Below are 26,832 nucleotides of genomic sequence, written 5' to 3' on the forward strand. Positions count from 1 at the left end.
CGCGTCCGGCCGCGTGCCGCCGCGTCCGGCCGCGTGCCGTCAGTTCTTGCCGAGGAAGGCGGCGTCCGACTCGTCCAGGCGGCGCGCGAGGGCCTCGCGCAGGGCCGGGTGGTCCTGCAGCTGCGGGTCCGGCTCGAGGACCCGCTCGGCTTCCTCGCGCGCGTCGACGATGAGGTCGGCGTGCTCGACCACCCGCAGCAGGTTGAGCGACGACCGGCCGCCGGACTGCCGCTCGCCGAGCACGTCTCCTTCGCGGCGGAGTTCGAGGTCCACCCGGGCGAGCTCGAAGCCGTCGTCCGAGGCCGCCACCGCGTCGACGCGCTCGCGGGAGACCGTCTCGGCCTCGGCGGTGGTGACCAGCAGGCACACGCCCGGGTACTGCCCGCGGCCGATGCGCCCGCGGAGCTGGTGGAGCTGGGACACCCCGAACCGGTCGGCGTCGAGCACGGCCATCATCGAGGCGTTCGGGACGTCGACCCCGACCTCGATGACGGTGGTCGCGACGAGCACGTCGACGTCGCCGGCCGCGAACGAGGTCATCACGCGGTCCTTCTCGTCGGCGGACATCCGACCGTGCAGGACCTCGATCCGGCGGCCCTGGAGCACGGGCATCGCGCGCATCCGCTCGGCGGTCGCGAGCACCGTGGCGGGCGCGCGCTTCGGCGCGTCGTCGCCGTCCGGGTCGGCGTCGCCGTCGTCCTCGCGGTGGGCGTCGTCGATCGCCGGGCAGACCACGAACGCCTGGCGCCCCGCAGCGAGCTCCTCGGCCATCCGGGTCCAGATCCGGGCTTCCCACCCAGGGTGCTCGGCGAGCCCGACGGCGAAGGTCTCGACACCGGCCCGGCCGGACGGCAGGCCCGTGATCGTGGAGACGTCGAGGTCGCCGAAGACCGTCATCGCCACCGTGCGCGGGATCGGCGTGGCGGTCAGGACGAGCACGTGCGGCGGGGTCGCGCCCTTCGTGCGGAGCGCCTCGCGCTGTTCGACGCCGAAGCGGTGCTGTTCGTCGACCACGACGAGTCCGAGCTCGGCGAAGTCCACGCGGTCGCCGAGGAGCGCGTGCGTCCCGACGACGAGGCGGGAGCTGCCGGACGCGGCGGCGAGCAGGGCCCGTCGGCGTTCGTCGGTGGACTGCGAGCCGGTCAGGATGACGGGGCGGAGCTCGGCGGCCAGGTCCGGCCCGAGGAACTTCACGATGGAGCGCAGGTGCTGCGCCGCCAGCACCTCGGTCGGGGCGATGAGCGCCGACTGCCCGCCGGACTCGGCGACCGTGAGCATCGCCCGGATCGCCACGAGGGTCTTGCCCGAACCGACCTCGCCCTGCACGAGCCGGTGCATCGGCCAGTCGCCGGCGAGGTCGTGGTCGATCTCGGCGCCGACGGCACGCTGGTCGTCGGTGAGCGTGAACGGCAGCGTCGCGTCGAAGCGCTCGAGGATCCCGCCCGGTGCAGCGCGCCGCGGGGTCGCGGCGGTCGCCCGAGCCGCGATCCGCCGCTGCACGAGCGCGGTCTGCAGCACGAACGCCTCGCGGTAGCGCAGGGCGTCCTGGGCGCGCTTGAAGTCCGCGACCTTCTCCGGACGGTGCAGCAGCTCGAGTGCCCGGCGGAAGGGCACGAGGCCGAGTCGGTTCCGGACCGGTGCCGGGATCGGGTCGTCGACGTCGGGCAGGGTGTCGAGCACCACACCGATGGCCTTCGCGATCTGCCAGGACGTCAGCGAGGCGGTCGCCGGGTAGATCGGGATGGGCTGGCGGGACCAGCGGATGGCCTCGTCGCTCTCCGGGTCCGCGGTCGCACGGGGGTCGTCCGCGTCGAACAGCTCGTAGTCGGGGTGCGCCAGCTGCCGGGCGCCGCGGTAGTCGCCCACCTTGCCGGCGAACACCCCGCGGGCACCGGGGACGAGGTCCTTGGTCCGCCAGCCCTGGTTGAAGAACGTCAGCGTCAGGAGGCCCTTGCCGTCGCCGATCTTCGCTTCGAGGATCGACCCGCGGCGGGCGCGCATCGTGCGTTCGCGGACGTCGATGACCTCGGCCACGATCGTCACGGACTCGCCGATCGCCAGGGAGTCGAGCGCCGTCAGGGCTCCGCGCTCGGCGTAGCGCCGCGGGGCGTGCTCGAGGAACTCCCCCACGGTGCGGTACCCGAACGCCTTCTCGATCGCCGTCGCCGTCCGGCCGCCGACCACGCCGCTCAGCCGGGCGTCGAGCGGCGCCGGACCCAGGTCGGGCGCCACCGCCGGTGCGGGGCTCGCGGAGGTGACCACGCGACCACGGTACCCGGCACGGCCGACGTGCCCCGATCCTCCCGTCCGGCCTGTGGAGCAGGCGACTGGTCACGCGCGCCTGTGGAGGGACCCGGGGTGGCGCCCGGCGGCCGCTACGGTGGCTGCATGACACGGATCATCGCCGGTGCCGCCGGTTCCACGACGCTCCGCGTGCCGAAGTCCGGGACGCGACCGACGAGCGACCGGGTGCGCGAGGCGCTGTTCTCCTCGTTGGAGGCGCGTGGGCTCGTCGACGACGCGGCGGTGGCCGACCTGTACGCCGGCACGGGCGCGCTCGGACTCGAGGCGGCGTCCCGCGGCGCGGTCGAGGTGGTGCTGGTGGACCGGGCCTCCGGGGCGGCCGAGGCGTGCCGGGCGAACGCGCGGGCCGTGCAGCAGCGGGTCCCCGGGGTGCGCGTCGACGTGCACCCGCAGCCGGCGCTCGGGTTCCTGCGGGCGACGGTGCGGACCTTCGACCTGGTGTTCATCGACCCGCCGTACGACGTCACGGAGCACGAGATCGCCGAGGTGCTCGAGGCGCTCGTGCCGCGGCTGACCCCTGGTGCGGTCGTGGTGGTCGAGCGGAGCAAGCGTTCCCCGGAGCCGACGTGGCCCGCGGGACTGGAGCCCTTCAGCAAGCGGAGCTACGGCGAGACCGTGGCGTGGGAGGCCGTCGCACCGAGCGTGTGACGCGGGGCCGGTGGTGCTCGCTGGACGGGTGCGGGCGTGTCAGCCCGCGGCGCCGTCCCAGTCCGCGTAGGGGTCCCAGCCGGAGGTCGGCACCGGGACGCCGGCGCGGAGCAGGTCGTGGTCGCCGCGGTCGAGCACGATGCCGATCCGCCGGAAGCCCCCGGGCAGGTCCGTCCCGGCGGGGAAGGTCGCGAGGAGCCCGTGGTCCTCGCCGCCGTGCAGCGCAGGGCCCTCGGGGACGGCCTCGGCGTCGAACGCCAGCGTGACCCCGCTCGCGCGGGCGAGGCGACCGGCGTCGATCGCGAGGCCGTCGGACAGGTCGAGCATCGCCGTGGCCCCCGCAGCCGCGGCCGCGGGGCCGTCGGCGATCGGTGGGACGGGACGCCGCTGCCGCGCGACGTCCGGGTCGGTGTCGGCACCACTCGCGAGCGTCGCCGCGCGGGACGGCTCGCCCTCGGCGTCGACGCCGTCACGGAAGAGCCGAGCGAGCCCACGCGCCGCGGGGCCGAGCTCGCCGGACACGGCGAGGACGTCGCCGGGACGGGCTCCCGAGCGCAGGACCGGTGCGTGTCCGTCGAGGTCGCCGAACGCCGAGACGGACACCGTGAACGTCGCCGACGTCGAGAGGTCGCCGCCGACGACACCGCACGCGGGCGCCAGCGCGTCGACGGCCTGCCGGACCCCGTCCGCGAAGGACTCGAGGACCGTCACCGGGGTGTCCTGGGGCGCCGCGAGGGCGATCACGAGCGCCGTGGGGACCGCGCCCATCGCCGCGACGTCGGACAGGTTCGTCGCCGCGGCCTTCCACCCGACGTCGGCCGGCGAGGACCACGCCCACCGGAAGTCCGGACCGTGCACCATCATGTCCGTCGTCACGACGAACCGGCGGTCCGGCGCCGACACCACGGCGCAGTCGTCGCCGGGGCCGACCTCGGGTGACCCGGGCGGGAGCCGTCGGACGATGCGGTCCAGGACGGCCAGCTCACCGACCTCGCCGACGGTCGGTCCGGCTTCGCCCGCGGTCGGTCCGGCCCAGGCCTCGTTCGGTGCGTCCACACCAGAACGGTAGCCTGGACCCCGATGGACACCGTGCGCCGCCCCCTCCGCTGGACCGCGATCGCGGGCGTGGCCGTGGCCCTCGCCGCCGGCCTGACGGGCTGCACGAACGCCGTCTCGATGTCCCCGGCGCCCTCTGCCGACGCGGCCGCGTGCGCCGCGGTGCAGGTCCGGCTGCCGAGCACCGTCGACACGAAGTACGCGATGCGGAACACGAACGCGCAGTCGACCGCCGCGTGGGGCGACCCCGAGGCGGCGATCTACCACTGCGGCGTCGCGGTGCCGACCGTGTCCGACCTGCCGTGCTTCAGCCAGGGCGGGGTCGACTGGATCCGCGACGACCGGGGCGCGCAGATCGTGTTCACCACGTTCGGCCGCACGCCCGCGGTGCAGGTCGTCATCGACACGAAGCTGACCACCTCACAGGTGGTGCAGGACCTCTCCGACGCGGTGTCGACGCTGCCGAAGGACGGACGCGAGTGCCTCGACCCGTCGCAGGTGCAGGGGTGACGCACGGCCGCCAGTCGCCCCGAGTCTCGGGCTGACCGACACGACTCGGTCGCGCCACGCCGCGACTCGTCGCTGCACGCGAGATTCGGGCTGACGCACGACCCGCCGCGCGTCAACGGACGGCGGCGCGCCCCAGCTCGATGAGCTCCGTCACGAGTTCGCCGTACGACACGCCCGACGCCGCCCAGCACCGCGGGTACATCGACAACGGCGTGAACCCGGGCATGGTGTTGACCTCGTTCACCACGAAGCCGTCGTCGGTCAGGAAGCAGTCGACGCGGGCGAGTCCCGCGCCGCCGATCGCCTCGAACGCACGGGCACCGATCGACCGGATCTCGTCGGTCTCGGCCTCGGTGAGCGGCGCCGGGCAGAGCAGCGCCTCGTCCCCGCCGAGGTACTTCGAGGCGAAGTCGTAGAAGCCGTCCTCGGCGACGACGATCTCGCCGGGCAGGCTCGTTCGCGGCACACCGTCGCGGCCCTCGAGCACGGCGACCTCGACCTCGCGACCGACGACCCGCGGCTCGACGATGACCTTCGAGTCGTGCTCGAACGCCAGGTCCATCGCGGCACCGAGCTGCGACGGCTCGTCGACCCGCGAGACGCCCATGCTGGAACCGGCGCGCGCGGGCTTCACGAACAGCGGCCAGCCGTGCGCGGCGACTGTCTCGGCGACGTCCACCGGGTCGGCGGACCACTCGCGGCGGAGCACCGTGGTCCACGGCGCGACGCGGAGCCCGGCGTGCTCGAGCACGGCCTTGGCGGTGTGCTTGTCCATCGCCAGGGCGCTCGCGAGCACGCCGTCGCCGACGTACGGCAGCCCGGCGATCTCGAGGAGGCCTTGGATCGTGCCGTCCTCGCCGAAGGGGCCGTGCAGGATCGGGAACACCACGTCGACGGCGATCGTCTCGACCGAGCCGTCCGGGTGCGACACGACGAGCTCGTTCGTCGCGGGGGACGTCGGGAACGCCACGCGGGTGCCGTTGTCGGGCACCGTCGGCAGCACGCCGTCCCGGAGCGCCCACTGCGCGGGGTCGTCGGCCTGCAGCGTGAACGCACCCTCGGCGGTGATGCCGATCGGCACGACGTCGTAGGACGACCGGTCGACGACGTCCATGATCCCGCCGGCGGTCACGCAGCTGATCTCGTGCTCACTGGAGCGCCCGCCGAAGAGCACGGCGACGGTCGTGGTCGCGGGAGCGATCGTGGGCATGGCAGTCCCCTTGCTGGTCGGGACCGGACCGGTCACTCGCCCTGGGGTTCGTCGGTCTCGGTGAGGTGCGGCGCGATGTTGCGCGGGTCGAGCCTACCGGCGAGGACCTCGGCCACCTGCCCGACGATGGGCATGTCGACGCCGTTCGCCGCCGCGAGTTCGAGGATCGGGGCGACCGATGCCAGCCCCTCGGCGGTCTGGTCCATCTGCCGCACGACCTCGTCGAAACGGTACCCCTGCCCGAGCAGTCGCCCGGCGGTGTTGTTCCGCGAGAGCGGCGACTGGCACGTGGCGATGAGGTCCCCGAGCCCGGCGAGCCCGGACAGCGTGGAGGGCTGCGCCCCGAGGGACACCGCGAAGTCGGTCATCTCGGCGAGCCCGCGGGTGATGATCGACGCCTTCGTGTTCTCGCCGTAGCCGACGCCGTCCACGATGCCGATCGCCACGGCGATCAGGTTCTTCAGCACGCCGCCGAACTCGGTCCCGATCACGTCGGTGTTCGTGAACGACCGGAAGTACGGGTTCGTGGCGACCGCGGCGACCGCGGTGGCGGTGTCGATCGAGGTCGACGACACGACGGCCGCGGTCGGCTGCCGACGGGCGATCTCGAGCGCGAGGTTCGGGCCGCTCGCGACGGCGATCCGGTCGCGGTCGATGCCGAGTCCCTCGTGCAGGACCTCGCTCATCCGCAGCCCGGTGGCCTTCTCGACGCCCTTCATCAGGCTGACGACGGGGACGCCCTCGGGCAGCAGCGGCGCGATCGCGGCCAGGTTCGAGCGCAGGGACTGCGACGGGACCGAGACGTACACCTGCTCGGCGCCGTCGAGCACGGCCGACAGCGAGGTCGACGCCGTCAGGGTCCGGGGCAGGTTGATGCCGGGCAGGTAGTCGGAGTTGCGCTTCGTCTCGGTGATCTCGCGGGCGACCTCGGGCCGACGTGCCCAGACGACGGTGTCGGCACCGCCCTCGGCGAGCACCTTGGCGAACGTGGTCCCCCAGCTGCCGGCACCGATCACGGCGACGCGCGGCTTGTCGGTCGACTGCATCACCACGCGGATGGCGGCGGTGTCGACCGCGCCGGGTGCGGCGACCGCGGGGTCCGGGTGGTCCTCGTGCGGGCGGAGGCCCGTGCCGTGGTCACTCAAACTTGCCGGTCTCCTTCTGGTTGTTCGCGGACGGGTCCCAGCGGGTGGCGGGAGCCGTCTCGCCGCGCAGTTCCTCGAGCAGCTCGGTGATGCGCTGCATGACGATCGCGGTGGCCTCGAGCAGCATCTGCTGGTCGATCGGTCGGCCGCGGTACGCCGACAGGTCGACCTCGTCGCCGACGATCACGTCGACGCGGGTCGGCGGGAACAGCTTCAGCTTCTTGCCGTACCGCGCCATGATCCCCTGCGTACCCCAGTGGGCCATCGGGATGAGCGGCACGTCGTTCTCGAGCGCGATCCGCACCGCGCCGGTCTTGCCGCGCATCGGCCACAGGTCGGGGTCGCGGGTCAGCGTCCCTTCGGGGTAGACGATGATCGCACCGCCCTGCTCGATGACCGACCTGCCGCCGCCGAGCGGGTCACTCAGCCGCGTGCGTCCGGAGCGCTCGACCGGGATCTGGCCCATCCCCGACATGAGCTTGCCGAAGACCGGGACCTTGAAGAGGGACGCCTTCGCGAGGAACCGCGGGGCGCGCCGGGACAGCCACACGGCCGTGCCCACCACGAGCGGGTCGATGTTCGTGAAGTGGTTCGGGGCGAGCACGAACGCGCCGCCCTCCGGCAGCCGCTTCGACCCGTGCCAGTGGTACCGCGCCGAGAACCGGAAGACCGGGATCACGACGGAGGCGGTGATGCGGAACGCGGTGTTCAGCTCTCCGCGTCGCCACCGGCGCCCGGGCGTGGGCAGACCCGTCGTGACGTCCGTGGCGGACGTGCGCCGTGCCTCCAGGCCGTCGCCGGCACCGTCTGCCGGGCCGCGACCGACCGCGTCAGCAGCCACGCGCCTAGCCCGCGAAGTCGAAGTCGGCGCCGAGCTTGCGCAGCTTCGGGATGAAGTGCTCGTAGCCCCGGCTGATGATGCCGACGTTGGTGATGTGCGACTCGCCCTCGGCGGTGAGCGCCGCGATGAGGTGGCTGAAGCCGCCGCGCAGGTCGGGGACGCGGACGTTCGCGGCGTGCAGCGGCGTCGGCCCGGTGATGACGGCGGCCTGCTCGAACGGGCGGCGGGCGACGCGACGGTCGTGGCCTGGCAGCCCCTCCTTGTGGACGACGATGTCGGCGCCCATCTCGTTCAGGGCGTCGGTGAAGCCGAAGCGGTTCTCGTAGACGGTCTCGTGCACGATGCTCGTGCCCTCGGCCTGGGTCAGCGCCACGACGAGCGGCTGCTGCCAGTCGGTCATGAAGCCGGGGTGCACGTCGGTCTCGACGACGACCGGGCGCAGGACCTCGCGCTCGCGGTAGAAGCGGATCCCGTCCTCTTGGACGTCGAACCCGCCGCCGACCTTGCGGAAGACGTTGAGGAACGTCATGAGGTCCTGCTGGTCCGCGCCCTCGACGAAGATGTCGCCGTTCGTGGCGAGCGCGGCCGAGGCCCAGCTGGCGGCCTCGTTGCGGTCGTTGATCGCGCGGTGCGTGTAGCCGCGGAGCGACTCGACGCCCTCGATGAAGATCGTGCGGGACGGCTCGACCGTGACGATCGCGCCCATCTTCTGCAGGATCGCGATGAGGTCCATGATCTCGGGCTCGATCGCGGCGTTGCGGAGCTCGGTCACGCCCTCGGCGAGGACCGAGGACAGCAGGACCTGCTCGGTCGCGCCGACGCTCGGGTACGGCAGCTCGATCTTCGCGCCGCGGAGGCCGTCCGGTGCGGTCAGGTGGATGCCGTTGACCTGCTTGTCGACGACGGCGCCCATCGCGCGGAGGGCGTCGAGGTGGAAGTCGATCGGCCGGTCGCCGATGCGGCAGCCGCCGAGGTCGGGGATGAACGCCTCGCCGAGCTTGTGCAGCAGCGGGCCGCAGAACAGGATCGGGATGCGGCTCGACCCGGCGTGCGCGTCGATCTCGGCGAAGTGCGCCGACTCGACGTTCGACGGGTCGAGGATGAGCTCGCCTCGTGCAGGATCAGTGATGCGCACACCATGCACCTCGAGCAGGCCGCGGACGACCTTGACGTCGGAGATGTCCGGGACGTCCTTGAGGATCGACGGGGTGTCACCGAGCAGGGACGCCACCATCGCCTTGGTCGCGAGGTTCTTCGCGCCGCGGACCTCGATGCGTCCCACGAGCGGCTTGCCGCCCCGGATGACGATCTCGTCCGACTTCAGGCCGACGCGGGCCCCTGCTGCTGCTGCGTCCTGTACGAGGGAGTTCACTACTTCACCGGCAATGTCTTCGGCCGCCATCTGGAGCGGCGGGATTCGAACTCCGTGATCGAGGACTCGTCACGGAGGGTGAGCCCGATGTCGTCGAGCCCTTCCATCAACCGCCAACGAGTGTAAGCGTCGATCTCGAAGGGCACGTCCACCGCGCCGAGCGACACGCGCTGCGCGACGAGGTCGACGGTCGCCTCGATCCCCGGGTTCGCCGCGATCTCGGCCCAGAGCCGCTCGACTTCCGGTTCGGTCACGATCGCGGTGACCAGGCCCTGCTTGCCCGCGTTGCCCTTGAAGATGTCCGCGAAACGGGGTGAGACGACGACGCGGAACCCGAAGTCGCGGAGCGCCCAGACGGCGTGCTCGCGCGAGGAACCGGTGCCGAAGTCCGGCCCGGCGACGAGCACCTGGGCGCCCTGGAACACGGGCTGGTTGAGCACGAACTCGGGGTCCTGGCGCCACCCGGCGAACAGGGCGTCCTCGAAGCCGGTCTTCGTGACGCGCTTGAGGTACACCGCGGGGATGATCTGGTCGGTGTCGACGTTCGACCGCTGCAGCGGGGCGGCGATCCCCGTGACGGTGGTGATCTTGTCCATCAGTTGGCCCCTTCGGTGCTGTTCACGACGTCGTTCAGTTCGTCATCGGTGGCGAGGTCCCACGGGCTGGAGAGCGTGCCGCGGACCGCGGTCGCGGCCGCGACGAGCGGCGACACCAAGTGGGTGCGCCCGCCCTTGCCCTGGCGGCCCTCGAAGTTCCGGTTCGAGGTGCTCGCGCAGCGCTCCCCCGGCGCGAGCTGGTCGGGGTTCATGCCGAGGCACATCGAGCAGCCGGCGAACCGCCACTCGGCGCCGAAGTCCGTGAAGACGTGGTCGAGCCCCTCGGCCTCGGCCTCGAGCCGGACCCGGGCGGACCCCGGCACGACCATCACGCGGACACCGGGTGCCTTCGACCGGCCCTTGATGATCGACGCGAAGGCCCGGAGGTCCTCGATGCGGGAGTTCGTGCAGGAGCCCATGAACACCGCGTCGACCGCGATGTCCTTCATCGGCGTGCCGGCCTGCAGGTCCATGTACTCCAGCGCGCGCTGCGCCGCGGCCTGGTCGTTCGGGTCGCTGTAGCTCGCGGGGTCCGGCACCGACTCGGACAGGGACACGCCCTGGCCGGGGTTCGTGCCCCACGTGACGAACGGCTCGAGGGCGTCGGCGTCGATGAACACCTCGGCGTCGAACACGGCGTCGTCGTCGGTCGCGAGCGTGTCCCAGTACGCGACGGCGTCGTCCCAGTCCTGGCCGGTCGGCGCGTGGTCGCGGCCCTGCACGTAGTCGTAGGTGGTCTGGTCGGGGGCGACCATGCCGGCGCGGGCCCCGGCCTCGATCGACATGTTGCAGATCGTCATGCGGCCCTCCATCGAGAGCGCCCGGATCGCGGAGCCGCGGTACTCGAGCACGTAGCCCTGTCCGCCGCCGGTGCCGATCTGGGCGATGACCGCCAGGATGATGTCCTTCGCCGTGACGCCGGGGCGCAGCGTGCCCTCGACCGTGATCGCCATCGTCTTGAAGGGCTTGAGCGGCAGGGTCTGGGTGGCGAGGACGTGCTCGACCTCGGACGTGCCGATGCCGAACGCCATCGCGCCGAACGCGCCGTGGGTGCTCGTGTGCGAGTCGCCGCACACGACCGTGATGCCGGGCATCGTCAGGCCGAGCTGCGGGCCGACCACGTGGACGATCCCCTGCTCCTTGTCGCCCAGCGAGTGCAGGCGGACCCCGAACTCGGCGCAGTTGCGGCGCAGGGTCTCGATCTGGGTGCGGCTCGTCGGGTCCGCGATGGGCCGGTCGATCGCGAGGGTCGGGGTGTTGTGGTCCTCGGTCGCGATCGTCAGGTCGAGGCGGCGCACGGGGCGGCCGGCCTGGCGCAGGCCGTCGAACGCCTGGGGACTCGTGACCTCGTGCACGAGGTGGAGGTCGATGTAGAGGAGGTCCGGGTTCCCGTCCTCGCCCTTGACCACGACGTGGTCGTCCCACACCTTCTCGGCGAGCGTCTTTCCCATCGGCCCGGCCCTTCCTCGTTGACGTCGATGCGCCGCGTGCGCGGCTCGGTCCGGCAAGACTAGCAGGTTGGTATACCAACTCGCGTGCCCAGGGCGGGACAGCCTGGAGGCACGGGGCGGGGCCGCCACGGTCCTCCCGTCCGGTGGTGGGTCGCGTCGCGCGCCGGGGCGGGCCGAGCACCCGCGGTCCCGGACGACACCTGTCGCGGTGGGATGATGGGGAGGACATGACGACACCTGCGCACTCGACCCGGACCACCAACCTCGAGGGCGCAGCCCGCGCCGCGATCGCCGGCGGCGCCCCGCTCGCCCTGCTCATCGCGCTCGGGATGCCCGGGTACGCGGCGTTCGCGATGTTCGCCGGGTTCACCGCGATCTTCGGCGCGACCGAGCCGTACCGACAGCGGATGGTGACCACCGGCATCGCGGGGTTGCTGCAGGCCGCGTGCATGGCCGCCGGCATCGCGGTGTCGATGTCCGGCGCGCCGCTGTGGTTGCAGGGCACCGGGCTCGTCGTGGTGCTCGTCGTCGCGGTGTGCACCCTCAGCACGCTGCAGACGATCCCGGCCCAGCCGATCTTCCCAGTGTTCGCGTTCTGCGTGTCGGCCCTCGTCCCGGTGCGCCCGGCGGACCTGCCGCTCGTCGCGACGATCATCGTCGGCTCGGTCGTGTGGGCGTGGCTCGTGGCGATGTCCGGCGCGGTCATCCGGCTCGTGCTGCACCCGCGCGCACCGCACGTGTTCCGTCCGATCGCGCCGCACAAGCACCGGTCGTTCGCGGTCCTGCGGACGCCGGCACTGTGGGAGACCGTCGGGCTGAACGTCGTCGGGGCGCTCGTCGCGGGGGCGGTCGCGGAGTCGGTCCCGGCCCTCGGGCACCCGTACTGGGCGGTCGTCGCCGTGGTGTCGACCCTGCCCGCGATCCGGCAGCGGCACACCGTCCGGCGCGCGTTCCAGCGCGTCATCGGCACGATCGGCGGGACCGTGGTCGCCGTCGGGATCCTGCTCCTGGAGCCCTCGGCGTGGTGGATCGTCGTGATCGCGGTCGTCGGGCAGTTCTTCGCCGAGATCTTCGTCGCGCGGCACTACGCCGTGACGCTGCTGTTCCTCACGCCGCTCGCGCTCGCGGTGTCGTGGCTGAGCCTGCCCGAGGCGCCGGAGCTCCTCGCGCTCGACCGGATCGCGCAGACGACGCTCGGCGCCGTGGTGAGCGTCGCACTCCTCGTGGTCGGGCGGCTGATCGAGCGTCGGCGGGGCCGGGCGCTCGGCGCGACGGGCGCGATCCGCACGGTCTGAGCCGCGAGGCGGGTGGTCTGCTCGGCCGATCCGCGCGTCGGAGGCTCTTCCGCGCGTCGGAAGCTGTTCCGCGCGTCGGAGGCTGTTCCGCGCGAAGGAGGACGATCTGCGCATGGAAGGCCATTCGTTCCGGCTGTCCATGCGCGGATCGTCCTCCGATCGCACGTGCGATGGGACGTTCCGCCCCCGGGATCAGTCGCGCGGTGCGATGTTCCAGGAGTCGATCACCGGGCGGCCGTGCTCGTAGCCGAGCGAGCTCACCGTGGCCGTGCCGAGCTTCAGCACGGCACCGTCCTGCGGCGCGAGGCGGATCCAGGCGGCACCGAGGGCGCGCAGGACGTGCCCGTGGGCGACCACGATCGCGTCGTCCCCCTCGGCGAGGACCGGGCGCACCCGGTTCAGCACGCGCTCGACGCGGACGCGGACCTCGGCGGCGTTCTCCCCCGGGGTGTCGCCTGCGGGGACGCCGTCGGTCCAGAGGTCCCAGGGTCCGTGCCGCTTGACCTTGATCTGCGGGGTGGTCAAGCCCTCGTACGCGCCGTAGTCCCACTCGTACAGGTCCTCGTCGAGCTCCGGGTCGACACCGACGAGCCGCGCGGTCTCGCGGGCGCGTTCGAGCGGGCTCGACAGCGCGAGCGCGAACGTCCGGTCCGCCAGGTAGCGTCCGGCGCGCTTCGCCTGCTCGATGCCGTTCTCGGTGAGCGGGATGTCGGTGCGGCCGGTGTGCTGACCGCTCTTCGACCACTCCGTCTCTCCGTGGCGGACGAGGACGAGTTCGCCGGGGCGTTCCGAGGTCATGTGTTCCTTCCGAGGTACAGGCCGAGCGCAGCCGCGCCGACCGAGACGACGAGCATCCCGAGGCCGTTGAGCACGGCGGGCCCGGGCTTCCCGGACCGGAACAGCTGCACGGTCTCGACACTCGCCGTCGAGAACGTCGTGTACCCGCCCATCATGCCCGTCCCGAGGACCGCGACCAGCGGCAGGCCGAGCGTGCCCGCCTCGCCGAGCCCGGTCACGACCCCGAGCACGAGCGATCCGGTGACGTTGATGAGCATCGTGCCGACCGGGAACCACCCCAGCGCGGCCCGTGCCACCCGCGCCTTCACGGTGCCGTCGAGTGCGAAGCGGAGCGCGGAGCCCAGGCCGCCGCCGAGCGAGACGACGAGGAGTTCGAGGGGGCTCACCGGGCGTCCTCCGTCCGGGCGCGGCGCGAGCGGCGGGCTCCGGCGAGCCACGCACCCGCGGCCGCGGCCACCACCCCGAGCGCGACCGACAGCAGCGCGTACCCGGTGCCCGCGCCCCACCGGCCGACGTCGAGGAGCTTCGCGGTGTCGTCGGCGAGCGTCGAGTACGTCGTGAAGCCGCCGAGGACACCCGTGCCGACGAACAGGCGGACGGTGCGGCGCGCACCGACGTCGGGGCCGCGGTGCGCGAGCGACTCGAGCAGCGCGCCCAGGCAGAGCGCCCCGACGACGTTGATCGCGAGGATCGTCCAGCTCAGGCCGTCGACCGCGGGCAGGGCCGCGGCGAGCGCCGCACGGGCACCGGTGCCGATCGCGCCGCCGAGGGCGACGAGCAAGAGGTACCGCCAGCGGCGGTGCGGGGGGCGGTCGGTCGCGGTCGTCATGGGTCTGGTCGTCACGGGTCTCCTGTCACCGAGCACGCGGCATCGCACACGTGCACTCATCTCGGAACAGGGACCGTTGGCGGCTCAGCCGCGGTTGGGTCCGGCAGGCCCCACTGCCGGGTCTGACGACATCCCGACGATACCGCTTCCGTCCCGGACCGCGGCGACGCCCTCGACCTCGACGAGCTGGTCGTCGTAGCCCAGGACGGTGACACCCATCAGGGTGCTCGGCACGTCGTGGTCGCCCATCGCCGCACGGACCACCTGCCACGCGGCGACGAGGTCCTCCTGCCGCGAGGACGCCACGAGCACCCGCGTGTGGAGCAGGTCACCGAGTCCCGCTCCCGCTGCGGCGAGCGCCGTCTCGAGGTTGGCCATGCACCGGGCGGCCTGGCCGCGGTGGTCCCCGACCGCCACGGTCCGACCCTGCTCGTCGAGCGGGCACGCCCCGGCCGCGAACACCAGGCGGGCGTCGGCGGGTGCGGTCGCCGCGTACGCGTACTCGGCGACGTCACTGAGTCGGTCGGATCGGACGAGCTGGACGACACCGGTCATGGCCCCAGCCTGGCAGAGCCGCGCCGGGCCGGCGCGACGGCACGACCCGGCGCAGCACGGCGCGGCCCGGCGCCGCCCGCGCTCAGCGCCCGATCGGGTTCGGCATCCGCCCCGCTCGGATGAGCGACTCCGTCTGCGCGGACAGGTCCACCATCTGCAGGGTGTTCCGCAGCTGGAGCCGGTTCAGGCACGAGTGCTCGAAGTCCGGCGCCCGCAGGTCGAGCGGTCGCGCACGGCCCACGACGGCGTCGTCCACGCACGCGCCGACCAACCGCCAGAACGTCGCACCGGGCAGGACCCCGTCCTCGTCGAGGATCGCGGCGAGGTACCGGAGCACCCCGTCGAACACGTCGGTGAACACGCCGAGGGCCGCCTCGGCGTCGTCGACCGGGTGCACGATCCGCTCGGTGCCGACCGGGACGGCGACGTCGCCGACGACCACCACCTCTTCCCCGACGTCCTTCATGAACACCCGGGAGACCACGCCGTCGCGCAGCACGAGCACGAGGTTCTCGCCGTGCGGCATGAAGAGCAGCTGGTGCTCGGTGAGGCAGTGCACGACGGGTCGGAGGTACGCGTCGAGGTACCGGCGCACCCAGTCCGCGGCGTCGAGGCCCGACTGTGCGACGAGGGCAGCCGCCACCGAGCGACCGCGCGCGTCCCGGTGCAGCAGGGCGGCCATGGTGATCGGCCGCTCCCCCGGCCCCAGCCGCGGCACGGGGCTCTCCCGCCAGAGCGCGGCGAGCATCTTCCGCTGTGGTGACGCCACGTCGACGCGGTGGTGCGCGTCCCCGGTGTACCCGATGGCGGCGTGCTCGCGGAGCACGCCGAAGCCGGCGTCGGCGAGCACGGGGTCGGCGTCGACGAGTCCGGCGACCCAGTCGTTCACGGCAGGGGTCGTCCGCATGTACGCGGGCGACATGCCGCGGAGGAACCCCATGTTCTGCACGGCGAGCGCCGTCTTGACGTACGAGCGCGCGGGACGGCTCCGGTTGAACGCCGTGCGGATCGACTGCTGCGGCTGGTGCTCGTCGGGTCCCTCGCCGAGGTCGACGAGGTCCTGCCGACCGAGGTCGGGCGCGAAGGTCACGGCGATCCGGTGCTGCCACTGCCACGGGTGCACCGGGAACCAGGTGTACCCGTCGGGGTCGAGGCCGCGGCGCTCGAGCGTCGCGTGGAAGTCTGCGACGGTCGCCGCGTCGAGCTCGGCGGCCCAGTGGTCGTGCTCGGTGCGGTCCGCGGCGAGCGCCAGGTGCGTGTGCTCCCGCCGTGCGGCGAGCCACCGGTAGCGGAAGCGGGCGCCCGCCTCCGGGGCGTGGGCGTGGTACTCGTCGAGCCCGAACCCGATCCGCCCGTTCGCGGCGACGAAGGCCGGGTGCCCCTCGGTCATCGCGGCCTCGGCGTCCTGGAACGACGCGACGACGTCGCCGTCCGTCCGCCCGCGCGCCAGCTGCGCCGCGGACGGCCCACCTCGCCGGTGCTTCGCCGACGCGCTCGCCAGCGTCGACGCGATCTCGTCCAGGTAGGTGCCGAGCATCGCGTCCGGGACCCCGAGCACGTCCCGCAGGTCGAGCACGAGCTCCTGCGCACTGAGCGGCGCGGGGACGCCGTCACGCGTCCGGGTCAGCGAGTCCTCGTCGAGCACCCAGTGCTCGAGCGTGTGCACCCGCGCCCGGAACCGGTAGGTCGAGTCCCCCGCGTCGAGCGCCCACCCGTCACCGTCCACACGCGGCGCGGTCAACCGCTCGTGGGTGAACTCGGCGATCGCCTTCGCGACGAGGTGCCGTTCCGCGGGCTCCAGGTGCTCTGGCCGCAGGTGCGCCGCCGGCCCGCCGTCGTCCGGCACCCCGATGCGCGCGGTGTCGAGCACCGAGAGGAGCGCCCGCTTGCCGTCGACGTCCACGACGCGGAGTGCTCGGAACCCGACCTCGGCGTTCTTCCGCTGCACGGCCGTGTTCCGCACGTCCGGCTCGACGACGACGCGGCGCGCGCCGAGCACGTCGCGGCAGTGCTCGACGACCGCCCGCATCACCGCGCTCGTCAGGCCGTGCACCCGTCCCTCGGCGGGCGGCGGCGCGACGAGCAGGTGCATGGCGACGTCGTCCGGTTCGGCGTCCCACACGTCGGTGAGCAGCACGACGGCCGGGTCGTACGTCTCGGCGTAGGCGATCGGCGCGCCGTCGCGGCGGAGCAGCCACCCCGCCTGCGCCGGGTCGTCGCGCACCGCCGTCAGGTACGTCCGGACCGCGTCCACGTCGCGGTCCGCCATCCCCCACCAGGACGACGCGGGGTCCGCCAGCCAGGATCGCAGCAGGGCGGCGTCCCGTCCCGGGTCCACGGGTTCGACGGACAGGAGGCCCGTGGCTGCGCGCGCCAGGTCGCGCTCGGCCGTGCGGGCGCTCACGCGCGCACCCCCGCGGCCTGCGGGAGGCGCGTGGTGGCGGCGCTCGCCGCCACCGGCGACGCTCCGGGAACCGGCCGCCCGCCGGGCAGGCCGAACTCCTGGAAGGCGATCCGATCCTCCAGGCCGTACACGGCGCGCCCCGTGACGGACCGGATGATCGACGCGTTCCGCCACGCGCCCATCCCGAGGTCGGGCGCGGTCAGGCCGTGCGTGTGCTCCTCGGCGTTCTGCACCCAGATGCGGCCGCCCAGGGTGTCGACGTGCAGGTCGCGGGCGACCGCGAACCGGCCGCGCTCGTCGCGGGCGACGAGGTGCTCGACAGGGGCGAGGAAGTGGGGCGTGCGGGGGCGGTACCCGGTCGCGAGGACGAGCCGGGCGACCTCGTGCGTCGCCTCGGTGCCGAGCTGCGCGTGCCGGAGCGTCAGGCGGAAGCGGTCGCGGTCGGGCAGCCACTCTGCCGCGACCACGCTCGTGTCCGTGCGGAGCGTCGTGGGGACGGGTCCGTGGGCGCTGATCCGGTAGAGCGTGTCGTAGATCGTGTCGACGAGGTCGGCGCTGATGCCCTTGTACAGCCCGCGCTGCTCGCGACCGAGGCGGTCGCGCTCGTCGGGCGGCAGCGCGTGGAAGTGGTCGGTGTACTCCGGGCTCGTCATCTCGAGGGTGAGCTTGGTGTCCTCCATCGGGAAGAACCGGGGCGAGCGGGTGATCCAGTCGAGGCGGTACCCGCCGTCGCGGATGCCCTCGAGCAGGTCGCGGTAGACCTCGGCGGCGGACTGCCCGCTGCCGACGACGGCGATCGAGTCGGCGCGGCGAAGGTCCTCGCGGGCGGGCAGGTACCCGGCGGAGTGCACGACGGGGCCGCCCAGGTCGCGGAGGGCTTCGGGAACCGCCGGCTCGGTGCCGATGCCCGTGACGACGTGGCGGGCGCGGTAGGTCTCGGGCCCGGTCGGGGTCTCGGCGTGCACCGTGAACAGGTCGGTCTCGGGGTCGTGCTCGACGGCGACGACCCGGCGGCCCCAGCGGAGGGTGTCGAGCTGGTCGGCGGCCCACCGGCAGTAGGCGTCGTACTCGCTGCGCAGGGGGTGGAAGTCCTCGCGGATGTAGAACGGGTAGAGCCGCCCGGTCCGTTTGAGCCAGGCGAGGAACGAGTACGGCGAGGTCGGGTCGGCCATCGTCACGAGGTCGGCGAGGAACGGCACCTGGATCGTGGCGTCGTCGAGCATCATGCCGTGGTGCCAGGCGAAGCCGTCGGCCCGGTCGAGGAACACGGCGTCGAGGTCGGCGATCGGGTCCGTCAGGCAGGCGAGGCCGAGGTTGAAGGGGCCGATGCCGACGCCGACGAGGTCGTGGACGGTGCCCGTGGTCGGGGTCGGGGTCGGGGTCATCGGTTCGCTCCCGTCGGCTCGGTGGTGCGGAGGTGGTTCGTCGTCGTCGCGGTGCGCTCCGCGTGCAGGCGCTCCGCGGTCGCGACCACGTGGTCGAGCGCCGCGACGACCTGCTCGGCGCTCGTCCCGGGGTCGAGCAGCGTGAGCTTGTTGCACGGCCGACCGTCGACCACGGTCTTCGCGACGAGCACCCGCCCCTCGGCGAGCAGTGCGGCGCGTAGGGGTGCGACGAGGACGTCCGCATCGGCGTCGACGACCCCGTCCGGCTGCCAGCGGAACAGCACCGTGCTCAGCTGGGTCGGCGCGACGAGCACCAGGTCCGGGTGCGCACCCACGTGCTCGTGCACCTGCTCGGTCACGTCGAGCACGGTGTCGAACGCCCGGCCGATCGCGGTCGCACCGCTCGCCCGCAGCGTCGCCCAGAGCTTGAGCGCGTCGAAGCGCCGGGTCGTCTGGAGCGACTTGTCGACCTGGTTCGGTTCGTCGGCGTCCGCGGGGTTCAGGTAGTCGGCGTGCCAGGCCGCACGGCCCAGGTCCGCCGGGTCCCGCACGAGCAGCGCGCTCGATGACACCGGCTGGAAGAACGACTTGTGGAAGTCCGCGGTGACGCTCCGCGCCCGTTCGATCCCGTCGAGCAGGTGCCGGCGCGTCGGGGACACGAGCAGTCCGCACCCGTACGCAGCGTCGACGTGCAGCCAGACGTCCTCGAGGTCGCACACGTCCGCGATCGGCTCGAGCGGGTCGATGCACCCGCGGTCGGTCGTCCCGGCGGTGGCGACGACGGCCATCGGCGTGCGGCCCTCGCGGCGGGCGTCCGCGACGGCGTGGGCCAGGGCGTCGGGGCGCATGCGGCCGGCGGCGTCGGCCGCGACGTCGACGACGGCGTGCTCGGTGAGCCCGAGGAGCATCGCCGACTTGCGGACGCTGAAGTGGCTCGACGCGGTGGCGAACACGACCAGGTCGTCGAGCGCCGGACGGCGACCGGCCCGGCCCGTCCGGCTCGTGGCGGCCTGCCGTGCGAGCAGCAGGGCGTGCAGGTTCGACTGGGTCCCGCCGGAGGTGAAGATCCCGTCCCCGTCCGCGAAGCCGATCGTCCCGGCGGCCCAGCGGACCACGCGCCGTTCGATGTCGGTGCCGATGCGCGACTGGTCCCAGGTGTCGACCGAGGGGTTCACGGCCGCGAGCACCGTCTCCGCGGCGACGGCGGGCACCGCGACCGGGCAGTTGAGGTGTGCGAGGGAGTCGGGGTGGTGGAACCAGACCGCCTCGGCGCAGAAGAGCGTGTCGACCTCCGCGACGGCGGCCTCGGCGGTCCCGAGCGGGCGGTCGAGGTCGATCGCGGCGATCCGGTCCCGGAGCACGGCGGCCGGGGTGTCGGTGGTCGGCGCGGTGACCGACGCGAAGCGGTCCGCGGTCCGGTCGACGGCGGTGTGGACGACGGCCCGGTAGCGGTCGGCCCGGGCGGTGTCGAGGATCTCGAGCTGTGGTTCGGAGGCGTTCACGTTAGGGAAGGCTATCCTTACCTGCGGCCCGCCGGTACCCGCGTTCGGGGGAAGAACGGTCGTTCTGGCGGGACTGTCCCCCGGAGCAGGCGACGCACCCGCCGGGTTATCGTCGGACCGTGCCCGCTGCCCCCGCCACCGCGTCGGTCGCCGTCGTCGGGGCCGGGCAGGCCGGACTGTCGGCAGCGCACCACCTCGTCCGACGCGGGTTCGTCCCGGACGGCGACCCGGCGGGACGGAGCGTCGTCGTGCTCGACGCGAACGCGCGGCCGGGCGGGGCGTGGCAGCACCGCTGGGAGTCGCTCCGGATGCGCACCGTGAACGGCATCTTCGACCTGCCCGGCATGCCCGTGCCACCGATCGACCCCGAGGAGCCGAGCCGCACGGCGGTCCCCCGGTACTTCGCGGCGTACGAGGAGCACGAGCACCTGCCGGTCCACCGCCCGGTGCACGTCCGCGCCGTCCGGTCCCTCGGGGCGACGACCACGGCGCCGCTGCTCGTCGAGACGGAACGCGGCGACTGGCAGGTCCGTGCGGTCGTGAACGCCACCGGCACCTGGGACACCCCGGTCGTCCCGGACGTGCCCGGTGCCGAGCGGTTCACCGGCGAGCAGCTGCACAGCCGGGACTACGTCGACGCCGAGCACTTCCGCGGCCGGCGCGTCGCGGTCGTCGGTGGCGGGATCTCGGCCGTGCAGCTCCTCGAGGAGGTCAGCCGGGTGACCGACACCGTCTGGTACACCCGCCGCGAGCCGGTGTTCCTGCCGGGCGACTTCGTCCACGAGCTCGACGGGGTCGACGTCGAGCGCCGGGTCGCGGCGGACGTCATGGCCGGTCGCACCCCGGGCAGCATCGTGTCCTACACGGGCCTGATCTGGACCGACTACGCCGTGGCTGCCCGGGAGCGCGGCGTGCTCGACCGGCGGCCGATGTTCACGCGGATGGGGCCGCACGGGGTCGTCGAGCAGGACGGGTCGTCCACCTCGGTCGACGTCGTCCTCTGGGCGACGGGCTACCGCGCCGACCTCGACCACCTCGCGCCGCTCGGGCTGCGCGGCCCGCTCGGCGGCATCCCGATGACCGGGACGCAGGTCACGGCGGACCCCCGTGTGCACCTGGTCGGCTACGGACCGTCGCAGTCCACGATCGGCGCGAACCGCGCGGGACGCGCGGCCGCCCGCGAGGTCGCGCGGTTCCTCGACGGCGCGCCGGTCCCGTCCGCGACGTGACCACAGGGCGGGCGGGCGCGGCACGCTCAGCGGTGACGCGCCAGCGGCACGCGGGCTGCGCCGACCGAGCCTGCGAGGGAGGACGGCGCCAGCCCGCCCCGCGCCTCCCGTCCGTCGCCTGGTCGGGTCGCGACGCCGGACGCACGTGCACCCGCTCCCGCTCCCGCGCCCTGCGCCTGCGAGACGCCCCGAGTCCGCGAGACGCCTCCAGCGCAGCGAGACGCCCTCGGATCCGGCGGAGGCTCGCGGGCTCGGCGGCGTCCGGCGCGCAGGAGGGCGCCTCAGGAGGCCACGGTGAGCGGTGGGAGCGGCCGGTCGGTGTCCGCGACCCGGGTCACCCGCGCGGCCAGCGAGCGGAGCGGCGTCGACAGGAGCAGCGCGTCGACGGCCCACCGTACCGCGAGTCCGACCCGGCTGCGCGGGTAGGCGAACCGCACGACGCCGCTCGGGATGCCCTGCACGTCGTCGACGAGCGGACGCATCCAGTCGTCGAAGGCCGCCAGCGCCCGCTCGACGGACGCGGACGACGTGTCGTCACGGGCTGCGGTGTCGTCGAAGAGCTGGGCGGCCAGGGACGCGGCGAGGACGTAGCCGCTCGTCAGGGCGAGTGACGCCCCGCCGCCGCCCATCGGCGTGACGCACCACGCGGCGTCGCCGACCAGGGCGACACGCCCGCGCCGCCAGGACGGCATCCGGATCTGGGTCAGGCGGTCGACGTACAGGTCGTCGGTGGTGGCGAAGCCCCCGAGGACACGGTCGGTCTCCCACCCGACACCCTCGTACCGACGGGCGAGGGCCGCGACGACGGCCGATCGGTCCCGGCTGTCCACGTCGCCCAGGTCGTCCTGGTCGCCCTCGGCTGCGTACGCGAGGATCGCCCTCGGATCCGGATGTCCGAAGTCTTCTGCTCAATCGACGAGCGACCGGAGACGCGCGACGCACGGGCAGCAGCGCGCAAGCAGCGCTCGGAGCTCGGAGCTCGGAGCCCGGCGGCGACACAGTCCGGGAACGACGGAACCCCCGCCGAGCCGGAGCTCGACGGGGGTTCGTGGTGTGTGACCCCAGCGGGATTCGAACCCGCGTTACCGCCGTGAGAGGGCGACGTACTAGGCCGCTGTACGATGGGGCCGTGGTCTCCGCGGACGGAGCACACGTGTTGTCGGACACGGAGGCAAGGCACCGAAGTGACCTGCTCTTGGTGACCCCAGCGGGATTCGAACCCGCGTTACCGCCGTGAGAGGGCGACGTACTAGGCCGCTGTACGATGGGGCCGTTCCGACAACCCGATAAGTATGGCACAGCAGCCGCGCACTGCCAAAACGAGGCGTGTCGCCCGGGTGTGCCGCGTCCGGAGCGGGCCGATCCGTGGGTGGTGGGGCGTGCCTCCAGGCCGGTGTCGGGTCAGACCTGCAGCACGTCGCCCGGCTGCAGCACCACGAGTTCCCCGTCGCCGAGCGCCTCGCGCTGGCGGCCTGTGTGCATCGCGAAGCCGACCGCGGAGAGCGTCGCCTCGTGGATCGGGTACGCACGGCGCGGTGCGACCGCGGCGATCCAGTCCATCATCTCGGCGACCTTGAGCCAGGGGGCGCCGACGGGTGCGGCGAGGACCTCGACCGGGACCCCCGGCACCGTGTAGGCGTCGCCCGGGTGGAACAGCCGGCCGTCCACGAGCACGCCGGTGTTGTCGACGACGGGGACGGACGCGTGGATCACGTTGTGCCGCGTGCCGTGGAAGTCGAGGGTGAAGGGGCCGACCTCGCGGTGGTCGCCGTCGGTGACCACGTCCACGGTGATCCCGGCGTCGGCGAGGTCCGTGGCGACCCCGGGCGGTCCGAGGACGACCGCGTCCGGGTTGCGTGCGAGGATCCGGCGGACCTGCTCGGCCGTGACGTGGTCGGGGTGCTGGTGCGTGGCGACGACGGCGACGACCCCGGTGACCTCGACCGGGCGGGTGAACTCGCCGGGGTCGAGCACCAGGCGGGCGTTCCCGGACCGGACGACCTGGCAGGCGTGCTCGAGCTTGGTGACCTCCACGCCGGCGACCCTACGCCCGGAGCGCCGAGCCGGTCGGGCCGGCGGGCCGGGTCGGGCGGGCCTCGGCACAACCAGAAGCACACCGTGCCACGGACTTCGACGGCGCGGCGTGCTTCCGGTTGTGCGGCAGCACGCCGCACCACGGACCGGCCCGCGCGCCACCCCGCGCCGCCGCCGCGCCCCGCGCCCTACCGCCGCGGGGCCGCCGTCGACGTGCGCACCACGAGCTCCGCCGGCGCCGCGGGCAACGGCCCCGCCGAACCGCCGTCGACCTCGGCGAGCACGGCCCGTGCGGCCGCGCGGCCCTGCGCCTCCGGGTCCTGCGCCACCGTGGTCAGCCCGACGACCGCGCCGTACTCGTGGCCGTCGATGCCCATCACGGACACGTCCCCCGGGACCGACAGCCCGGCCCGCGACGCCGCGAGCAGCACCCCGAGCGCCATCTCGTCCGAGGCGCAGAACACCGCCGTGGGACGGTCCGCCGGGTCTCGGTCGAACAGGTCCGCGCCGGCCGCCACTCCCCCGGCGAACGAGAACCGTCCGTCGAGCAGCCGGTCCGCGCGGACGTCGAGGCCCCGCGCGTGCATCGCGTCCGCGAACCCGTCCCGGCGCAGGTACGGCACGGCGACGTTCATGCCGTCCTCGTCCTGGCCGCCGAGGTACGCGACCTCGCGGTGGCCGAGCCCGGCGAGGTGCCCGATCGCGGTCTCGGTGACGGCGAGGTCGTCGACCCCGACGTTCCGGAGCCCGGGCGCGGGGCCCCCGATCACGATCATCGGGTGCCGGGTGAGCTCGAGCTCGGCGCGTTCGGTCTCGTCGAGCACGAGCGAGAGCAGCACGAGGCCGTCGACGCGGTGCCGGAGCATCGAGCGCCGGAACGCCCGACCACGGTCGCCGCCGGGACCGCCGAGGTTGTAGAGCACGAGGTCGTACCCGGCCCGCCGCAGCTCCGCGTCGACCCCGCCGAGGGCCCGCACGTAGAACCACCGGTCGATCACCGGGACCACCACCCCGACGGCCCGCTGCCGTCCGGTCGCGAGTCCGGCCGCCGCCGAGCTCGGCACGTACCCGAGCTCGTCGGCGACCCGCCGCACCTGGTCGATGGTGGCGTCCGCCACCGTCGGCATCCCCCGCAGCGCGCGGGACACGGTCGACTTGGACAGGCCCGTGACGGTCGCGATCTCCTGGATCCCCATGGGCATGCCGGGAGGCCCGTCAGCCGTCGGCGCCGTGCGTCGCGTCCGCGACGGGCCGGGTCCGGACCGCGGCCGGCGACGCCGGTGCGGAAGCCGACGCGGTCCGGTCCGACGCGGCCCGGTCGTCGCCGGTCCGGTCGACGCCGGTCCGGGAGGACCCGGGCCGACCGCCCGCCGGTCCCGCCCCACCGATCCCGTCGACGACACCGGTCGCCGCCGCGTGCCGCCGGAGGACGGAGGCCCGCCACCGGTCGAGCACCACCACGGCGAACACGCAGACGAGCAGGGTCATCGCCCAGCCGAGCGCGGGGCGTCCGGTGACCTCGCAGAACACCGTGACGCCGAGGAACAGGACGCCGAAGGTGCCGGCGAAGCCGATCGCCTCCTCGATCCGGGCGGTGGGACGGGTGGGTCCTCGCTGTGCCATGACTCCGTCAGCCCTTCACGCCACCGGCGGTGAGGCCGGCCACGATGCGTCGCTGGAACACGAGCACGAGGATGACGAGCGGGATCGTGACGATCGTGCCCGCCGCCATCACCGCGGTGTACGGCTCCTGGTGCGGCTGCGACCCGGCGAACGACGCGATCGCGACGGTGACCGGCTGGGTGGCGTCCGACGACAGTTGGGACGAGATGAGGTACTCGTTCCAGGACGAGATGAACGCCAGGATCGCGGTCGTGAACACGGCGGGCGCGGCGAGCGGCAGGATGATCCGCCGGAACGCCGAAACCCGGGTGCACCCGTCGATGCGGGCCGCCTCCTCGAGGTCCCACGGCATCTCGCGGAAGAACGACGCGAGCGTGTAGACGGTCAGCGGCAGCACGAACGAGATGCTCGGCAGGATGAGCGCCTGGTAGGTGCCCATCCAGCCGATGTCCGTGAACAGCTGGAACAGCGGCGAGATGAGCGCGACACCCGGGAACATCGACGCGGCGAGGATTGCGCCTGCGATGAGCGACTTCCCCTTGAACTCGAGCCGGGCCAGCGCGTACGCCGCACTCGTGCCGACGAGCAGCGCGATGATCGTGACCACGCCGCCGATGAGCAGGCTGTTCAGCAGCGCACGGCCGAGATGGTTGCCGAGCGCCGTCGAGAACGCCGTCGCGTAGTTGTCGAGCGTGACGTGGGTCGGCCACGGGGTGGCGTCGAACGTGAAGCCGACGTCCCGGAAGCTCGTGACGACCATCCAGTAGAACGGCAGCAGGCACCACACGGCGATGACCACGGCCTGGATGCCGGTGCGGAGCCGCGGGCCGGTGTGCCGCTTGACCCGCACCTGCGACCGGTCGGTGGCGTGGTCGCGGGAACGGGCGGCCGAGCGGGGTCGGTCTGCTGCGAGCGTCACTTGAGTTCACCCTTCTGCTGGGCGGCCTGGGTCTGCACGACGTTCGCGCCGAGGAACCGGACGAAGACGAACGCGACGAGGAAGATCACCAGGAACGTGATGGTGGAGAGTGCCGAGGCGGAGTTGAAGCCCTGCCGGATCTGGTCGACGACCAGGATCGACAGCGTGGTCGTCGCGTTGCCCGAGCCACCGCCGCCGCCCGTGAGGATCGCCGGCAGGTCGTACATGCGCAGCGCGTCGAGCACGCGGAACAGGACGGCGACCATGAGCGCGGGCTTGATGAGCGGCAGCGTGATGTTGACGAAGCGCTGCACGGTGGAGGCGCCGTCCATCTTCCCGGCCTCGTAGACCTCCTCCGGGATGAGCTGCAGCCCGGCGAGGATGAGGAGCGCCATGAACGGCGTCGTCTTCCAGGTGTCGGCGATGATGATCGCCCAGCGGGACGCCCACTCGCTCGACGTCCACAGGATCTGCTGCCCGAGCACGTGGTTGAGCACGCCGTTCGCGTCGAAGATGAAGTACCAGAGCTTCGCGGTGACGGCGGTCGGGATGGCCCACGGCACCAGGATCGCGGCACGGACGAAGGCGCGGCCCTTGAAGTTGCGGTTCATGATGATCGCCATCCACACGCCGATGACGGTCTCGAGCGCGACGGTCACCACGGTGAAGAAGACCGTGTTGCCCATCGACACCCAGAACTGCGAGCCGAGGTTGCCGGGCGGGCAGGTGGTGTTGCCGCACTGCTGTGCGAGCCAGTGCACGTAGTTCGTGACGCCGGCGAACCCGCCCTGCACGAACAGGCCGGTCGCCTTGTCGAGTCCGGCGTCGAGCTGGAACGACTGGATGACGGCGCTGACGACGGGGTAGCCGATGACGATCGCGAGGAGCACGATCGTCGGGCCGATCAGGTACACGGCCCACCGGCCGTGCTCGGCGTTCAGTCCGCCCTTCCGCCGCTTCGGCGGCTCCATCCCCTGTGGGTTCGGGATGGCGGCGGGGATCTCGGTTGCTGCGGACACGTGGCGGCCTCCTTGCCGGGTGTCGGGACGCATGTGGGGGCGGACGGGAGGATCGTGGCGGGACCGCCACGATCCTCCCGTCCGCTGCGGCGTCAGCCGCGGACCAC

General features: G+C 73.2%; 25 protein-coding genes and 2 tRNA genes. 4 read left to right on the top strand and 23 right to left on the bottom strand.

What is annotated here, in order from left to right; genetic code table 11:
* Nucleotides 1-39 precede the first annotated feature (39 nt).
* Nucleotides 40-2,220: an ATP-dependent DNA helicase RecG gene (locus LQK89_RS10140; protein ID WP_442874066.1), complete on the bottom strand. Its 2,181-nt coding sequence runs from the start codon at nucleotides 2,218-2,220 to the stop codon at nucleotides 40-42.
* 168 nt (nucleotides 2,221-2,388) lie between these two features.
* On the opposite strand from LQK89_RS10140, the gene LQK89_RS10145 reads away from it, so the two are divergent.
* Nucleotides 2,389-2,952 carry an RsmD family RNA methyltransferase gene (locus LQK89_RS10145; protein WP_114850091.1) on the top strand — a complete coding sequence of 188 codons (564 nt, stop codon included), beginning with the start codon at nucleotides 2,389-2,391 and terminating at the stop codon, nucleotides 2,950-2,952.
* 39 nt (nucleotides 2,953-2,991) lie between these two features.
* On the opposite strand, the gene thiL is transcribed toward LQK89_RS10145, so the two are convergent.
* Nucleotides 2,992-4,008, bottom strand: coding sequence for a thiamine-phosphate kinase (thiL, locus tag LQK89_RS10150; protein WP_231049026.1), 1,017 nt, complete (start codon nucleotides 4,006-4,008; stop codon nucleotides 2,992-2,994).
* A gap of 24 nt (nucleotides 4,009-4,032) precedes the next feature.
* Here thiL and LQK89_RS10155 point away from each other — a divergent pair, with 24 nt between their 5' ends.
* Complete coding sequence (locus LQK89_RS10155) at nucleotides 4,033-4,518, top strand: DUF3515 family protein (protein ID WP_058742014.1); 486 nt, start codon at nucleotides 4,033-4,035, stop codon at nucleotides 4,516-4,518.
* A gap of 112 nt (nucleotides 4,519-4,630) precedes the next feature.
* On the opposite strand, the gene LQK89_RS10160 is transcribed toward LQK89_RS10155, so the two are convergent.
* From LQK89_RS10160 to leuC, 6 genes are all read right to left on the bottom strand, one after another.
* Nucleotides 4,631-5,728, bottom strand: coding sequence for a D-alanine--D-alanine ligase family protein (locus LQK89_RS10160; RefSeq protein WP_231049027.1), 1,098 nt, complete (start codon nucleotides 5,726-5,728; stop codon nucleotides 4,631-4,633).
* Between the two features lie 32 nt (nucleotides 5,729-5,760).
* The gene (locus tag LQK89_RS10165) at nucleotides 5,761-6,774 is read right to left on the bottom strand and encodes an NAD(P)H-dependent glycerol-3-phosphate dehydrogenase (protein ID WP_058742053.1); all 1,014 of its coding nucleotides are present in this window, start codon (nucleotides 6,772-6,774) and stop codon (nucleotides 5,761-5,763) included.
* 91 nt (nucleotides 6,775-6,865) lie between these two features.
* Nucleotides 6,866-7,714 (bottom strand): lysophospholipid acyltransferase family protein, encoded by an 849-nt coding sequence (locus LQK89_RS10170; protein ID WP_231049028.1) that lies wholly within the window; start codon nucleotides 7,712-7,714, stop codon nucleotides 6,866-6,868.
* 4 nt (nucleotides 7,715-7,718) lie between these two features.
* Nucleotides 7,719-9,086, bottom strand: coding sequence for a UDP-N-acetylglucosamine 1-carboxyvinyltransferase (murA, locus tag LQK89_RS10175; protein ID WP_058742013.1), 1,368 nt, complete (start codon nucleotides 9,084-9,086; stop codon nucleotides 7,719-7,721).
* Nucleotides 9,086-9,682, bottom strand: a complete 597-nt coding sequence (gene leuD, locus LQK89_RS10180; protein ID WP_114850093.1) for a 3-isopropylmalate dehydratase small subunit — start codon at nucleotides 9,680-9,682, stop codon at nucleotides 9,086-9,088. Before leuD ends, murA begins: the two co-directional genes overlap by 1 nt.
* Entirely contained in the window at nucleotides 9,682-11,133 is a 1,452-nt protein-coding gene (gene leuC, locus LQK89_RS10185; protein WP_231049029.1) for a 3-isopropylmalate dehydratase large subunit, read from the bottom strand. The genes leuD and leuC overlap by 1 nt, the downstream gene beginning before the upstream one ends.
* Before the next feature lie 227 nt (nucleotides 11,134-11,360).
* On the opposite strand from leuC, the gene LQK89_RS10190 reads away from it, so the two are divergent.
* Entirely contained in the window at nucleotides 11,361-12,428 is a 1,068-nt protein-coding gene (locus LQK89_RS10190) for an FUSC family protein (RefSeq protein ID WP_144800840.1), read from the top strand.
* A gap of 192 nt (nucleotides 12,429-12,620) precedes the next feature.
* On the opposite strand, the gene LQK89_RS10195 is transcribed toward LQK89_RS10190, so the two are convergent.
* The 7 genes from LQK89_RS10195 to LQK89_RS10225 all read right to left on the bottom strand — a co-directional run bounded on the left by LQK89_RS10195 (nucleotide 12,621) and on the right by LQK89_RS10225 (nucleotide 19,901).
* Nucleotides 12,621-13,226 carry a histidine phosphatase family protein gene (locus LQK89_RS10195; protein ID WP_058742009.1) on the bottom strand — a complete coding sequence of 202 codons (606 nt, stop codon included), beginning with the start codon at nucleotides 13,224-13,226 and terminating at the stop codon, nucleotides 12,621-12,623.
* Nucleotides 13,223-13,612, bottom strand: a complete 390-nt coding sequence (locus tag LQK89_RS10200; protein WP_058742008.1) for a fluoride efflux transporter FluC — start codon at nucleotides 13,610-13,612, stop codon at nucleotides 13,223-13,225. Before LQK89_RS10200 ends, LQK89_RS10195 begins: the two co-directional genes overlap by 4 nt.
* Nucleotides 13,609-14,055, bottom strand: coding sequence for a fluoride efflux transporter FluC (locus LQK89_RS10205; protein ID WP_231050784.1), 447 nt, complete (start codon nucleotides 14,053-14,055; stop codon nucleotides 13,609-13,611). The genes LQK89_RS10200 and LQK89_RS10205 overlap by 4 nt, the downstream gene beginning before the upstream one ends.
* 84 nt (nucleotides 14,056-14,139) lie before the next feature.
* The gene (locus LQK89_RS10210; protein WP_083519960.1) at nucleotides 14,140-14,610 is read right to left on the bottom strand and encodes a RidA family protein; all 471 of its coding nucleotides are present in this window, start codon (nucleotides 14,608-14,610) and stop codon (nucleotides 14,140-14,142) included.
* A gap of 82 nt (nucleotides 14,611-14,692) precedes the next feature.
* Nucleotides 14,693-17,014, bottom strand: a complete 2,322-nt coding sequence (locus tag LQK89_RS10215; protein ID WP_231049030.1) for a GNAT family N-acetyltransferase — start codon at nucleotides 17,012-17,014, stop codon at nucleotides 14,693-14,695.
* Nucleotides 17,011-18,399 (bottom strand): lysine N(6)-hydroxylase/L-ornithine N(5)-oxygenase family protein, encoded by a 1,389-nt coding sequence (locus LQK89_RS10220; protein ID WP_231049031.1) that lies wholly within the window; start codon nucleotides 18,397-18,399, stop codon nucleotides 17,011-17,013. Before LQK89_RS10220 ends, LQK89_RS10215 begins: the two co-directional genes overlap by 4 nt.
* Nucleotides 18,396-19,901, bottom strand: a complete 1,506-nt coding sequence (locus LQK89_RS10225) for a pyridoxal phosphate-dependent decarboxylase family protein (protein ID WP_231049032.1) — start codon at nucleotides 19,899-19,901, stop codon at nucleotides 18,396-18,398. Before LQK89_RS10225 ends, LQK89_RS10220 begins: the two co-directional genes overlap by 4 nt.
* Before the next feature lie 119 nt (nucleotides 19,902-20,020).
* Between LQK89_RS10225 and LQK89_RS10230 the strand changes: the two genes are divergently transcribed.
* Nucleotides 20,021-21,130: an NAD(P)-binding domain-containing protein gene (locus LQK89_RS10230; RefSeq protein WP_231049033.1), complete on the top strand. Its 1,110-nt coding sequence runs from the start codon at nucleotides 20,021-20,023 to the stop codon at nucleotides 21,128-21,130.
* A gap of 281 nt (nucleotides 21,131-21,411) precedes the next feature.
* Here the strand turns inward: LQK89_RS10230 and LQK89_RS10235 are convergent, their stop codons facing one another.
* The 8 genes from LQK89_RS10235 to LQK89_RS10270 all read right to left on the bottom strand — a co-directional run bounded on the left by LQK89_RS10235 (nucleotide 21,412) and on the right by LQK89_RS10270 (nucleotide 26,677).
* Nucleotides 21,412-21,960 (bottom strand): FAD-dependent monooxygenase, encoded by a 549-nt coding sequence (locus LQK89_RS10235; protein ID WP_231049034.1) that lies wholly within the window; start codon nucleotides 21,958-21,960, stop codon nucleotides 21,412-21,414.
* A gap of 226 nt (nucleotides 21,961-22,186) precedes the next feature.
* Nucleotides 22,187-22,259, bottom strand: a tRNA-Glu gene (locus tag LQK89_RS10240).
* 67 nt (nucleotides 22,260-22,326) lie between these two features.
* A tRNA-Glu gene (locus LQK89_RS10245) sits at nucleotides 22,327-22,402 on the bottom strand.
* 129 nt (nucleotides 22,403-22,531) lie between these two features.
* On the bottom strand, nucleotides 22,532-23,164 hold the full coding sequence (locus tag LQK89_RS10250) for an MBL fold metallo-hydrolase (RefSeq protein ID WP_231049035.1): 633 nt from the start codon (nucleotides 23,162-23,164) through the stop codon (nucleotides 22,532-22,534).
* Between the two features lie 188 nt (nucleotides 23,165-23,352).
* Nucleotides 23,353-24,366, bottom strand: coding sequence for a LacI family DNA-binding transcriptional regulator (locus tag LQK89_RS10255; RefSeq protein ID WP_231049036.1), 1,014 nt, complete (start codon nucleotides 24,364-24,366; stop codon nucleotides 23,353-23,355).
* Nucleotides 24,367-24,379: 13 nt separating this feature from the next.
* Complete coding sequence (locus LQK89_RS10260) at nucleotides 24,380-24,787, bottom strand: hypothetical protein (protein ID WP_231049037.1); 408 nt, start codon at nucleotides 24,785-24,787, stop codon at nucleotides 24,380-24,382.
* A gap of 7 nt (nucleotides 24,788-24,794) precedes the next feature.
* Nucleotides 24,795-25,706: a carbohydrate ABC transporter permease gene (locus tag LQK89_RS10265; protein WP_058741712.1), complete on the bottom strand. Its 912-nt coding sequence runs from the start codon at nucleotides 25,704-25,706 to the stop codon at nucleotides 24,795-24,797.
* Nucleotides 25,703-26,677, bottom strand: coding sequence for a carbohydrate ABC transporter permease (locus LQK89_RS10270; RefSeq protein ID WP_058741711.1), 975 nt, complete (start codon nucleotides 26,675-26,677; stop codon nucleotides 25,703-25,705). Before LQK89_RS10270 ends, LQK89_RS10265 begins: the two co-directional genes overlap by 4 nt.
* Nucleotides 26,678-26,832: the final 155 nt, after the last annotated feature.

Origin of the sequence: Curtobacterium sp. C1 (genome assembly GCF_021049325.1) — a bacterium.
Classification (GTDB): domain Bacteria; phylum Actinomycetota; class Actinomycetes; order Actinomycetales; family Microbacteriaceae; genus Curtobacterium; species Curtobacterium citreum.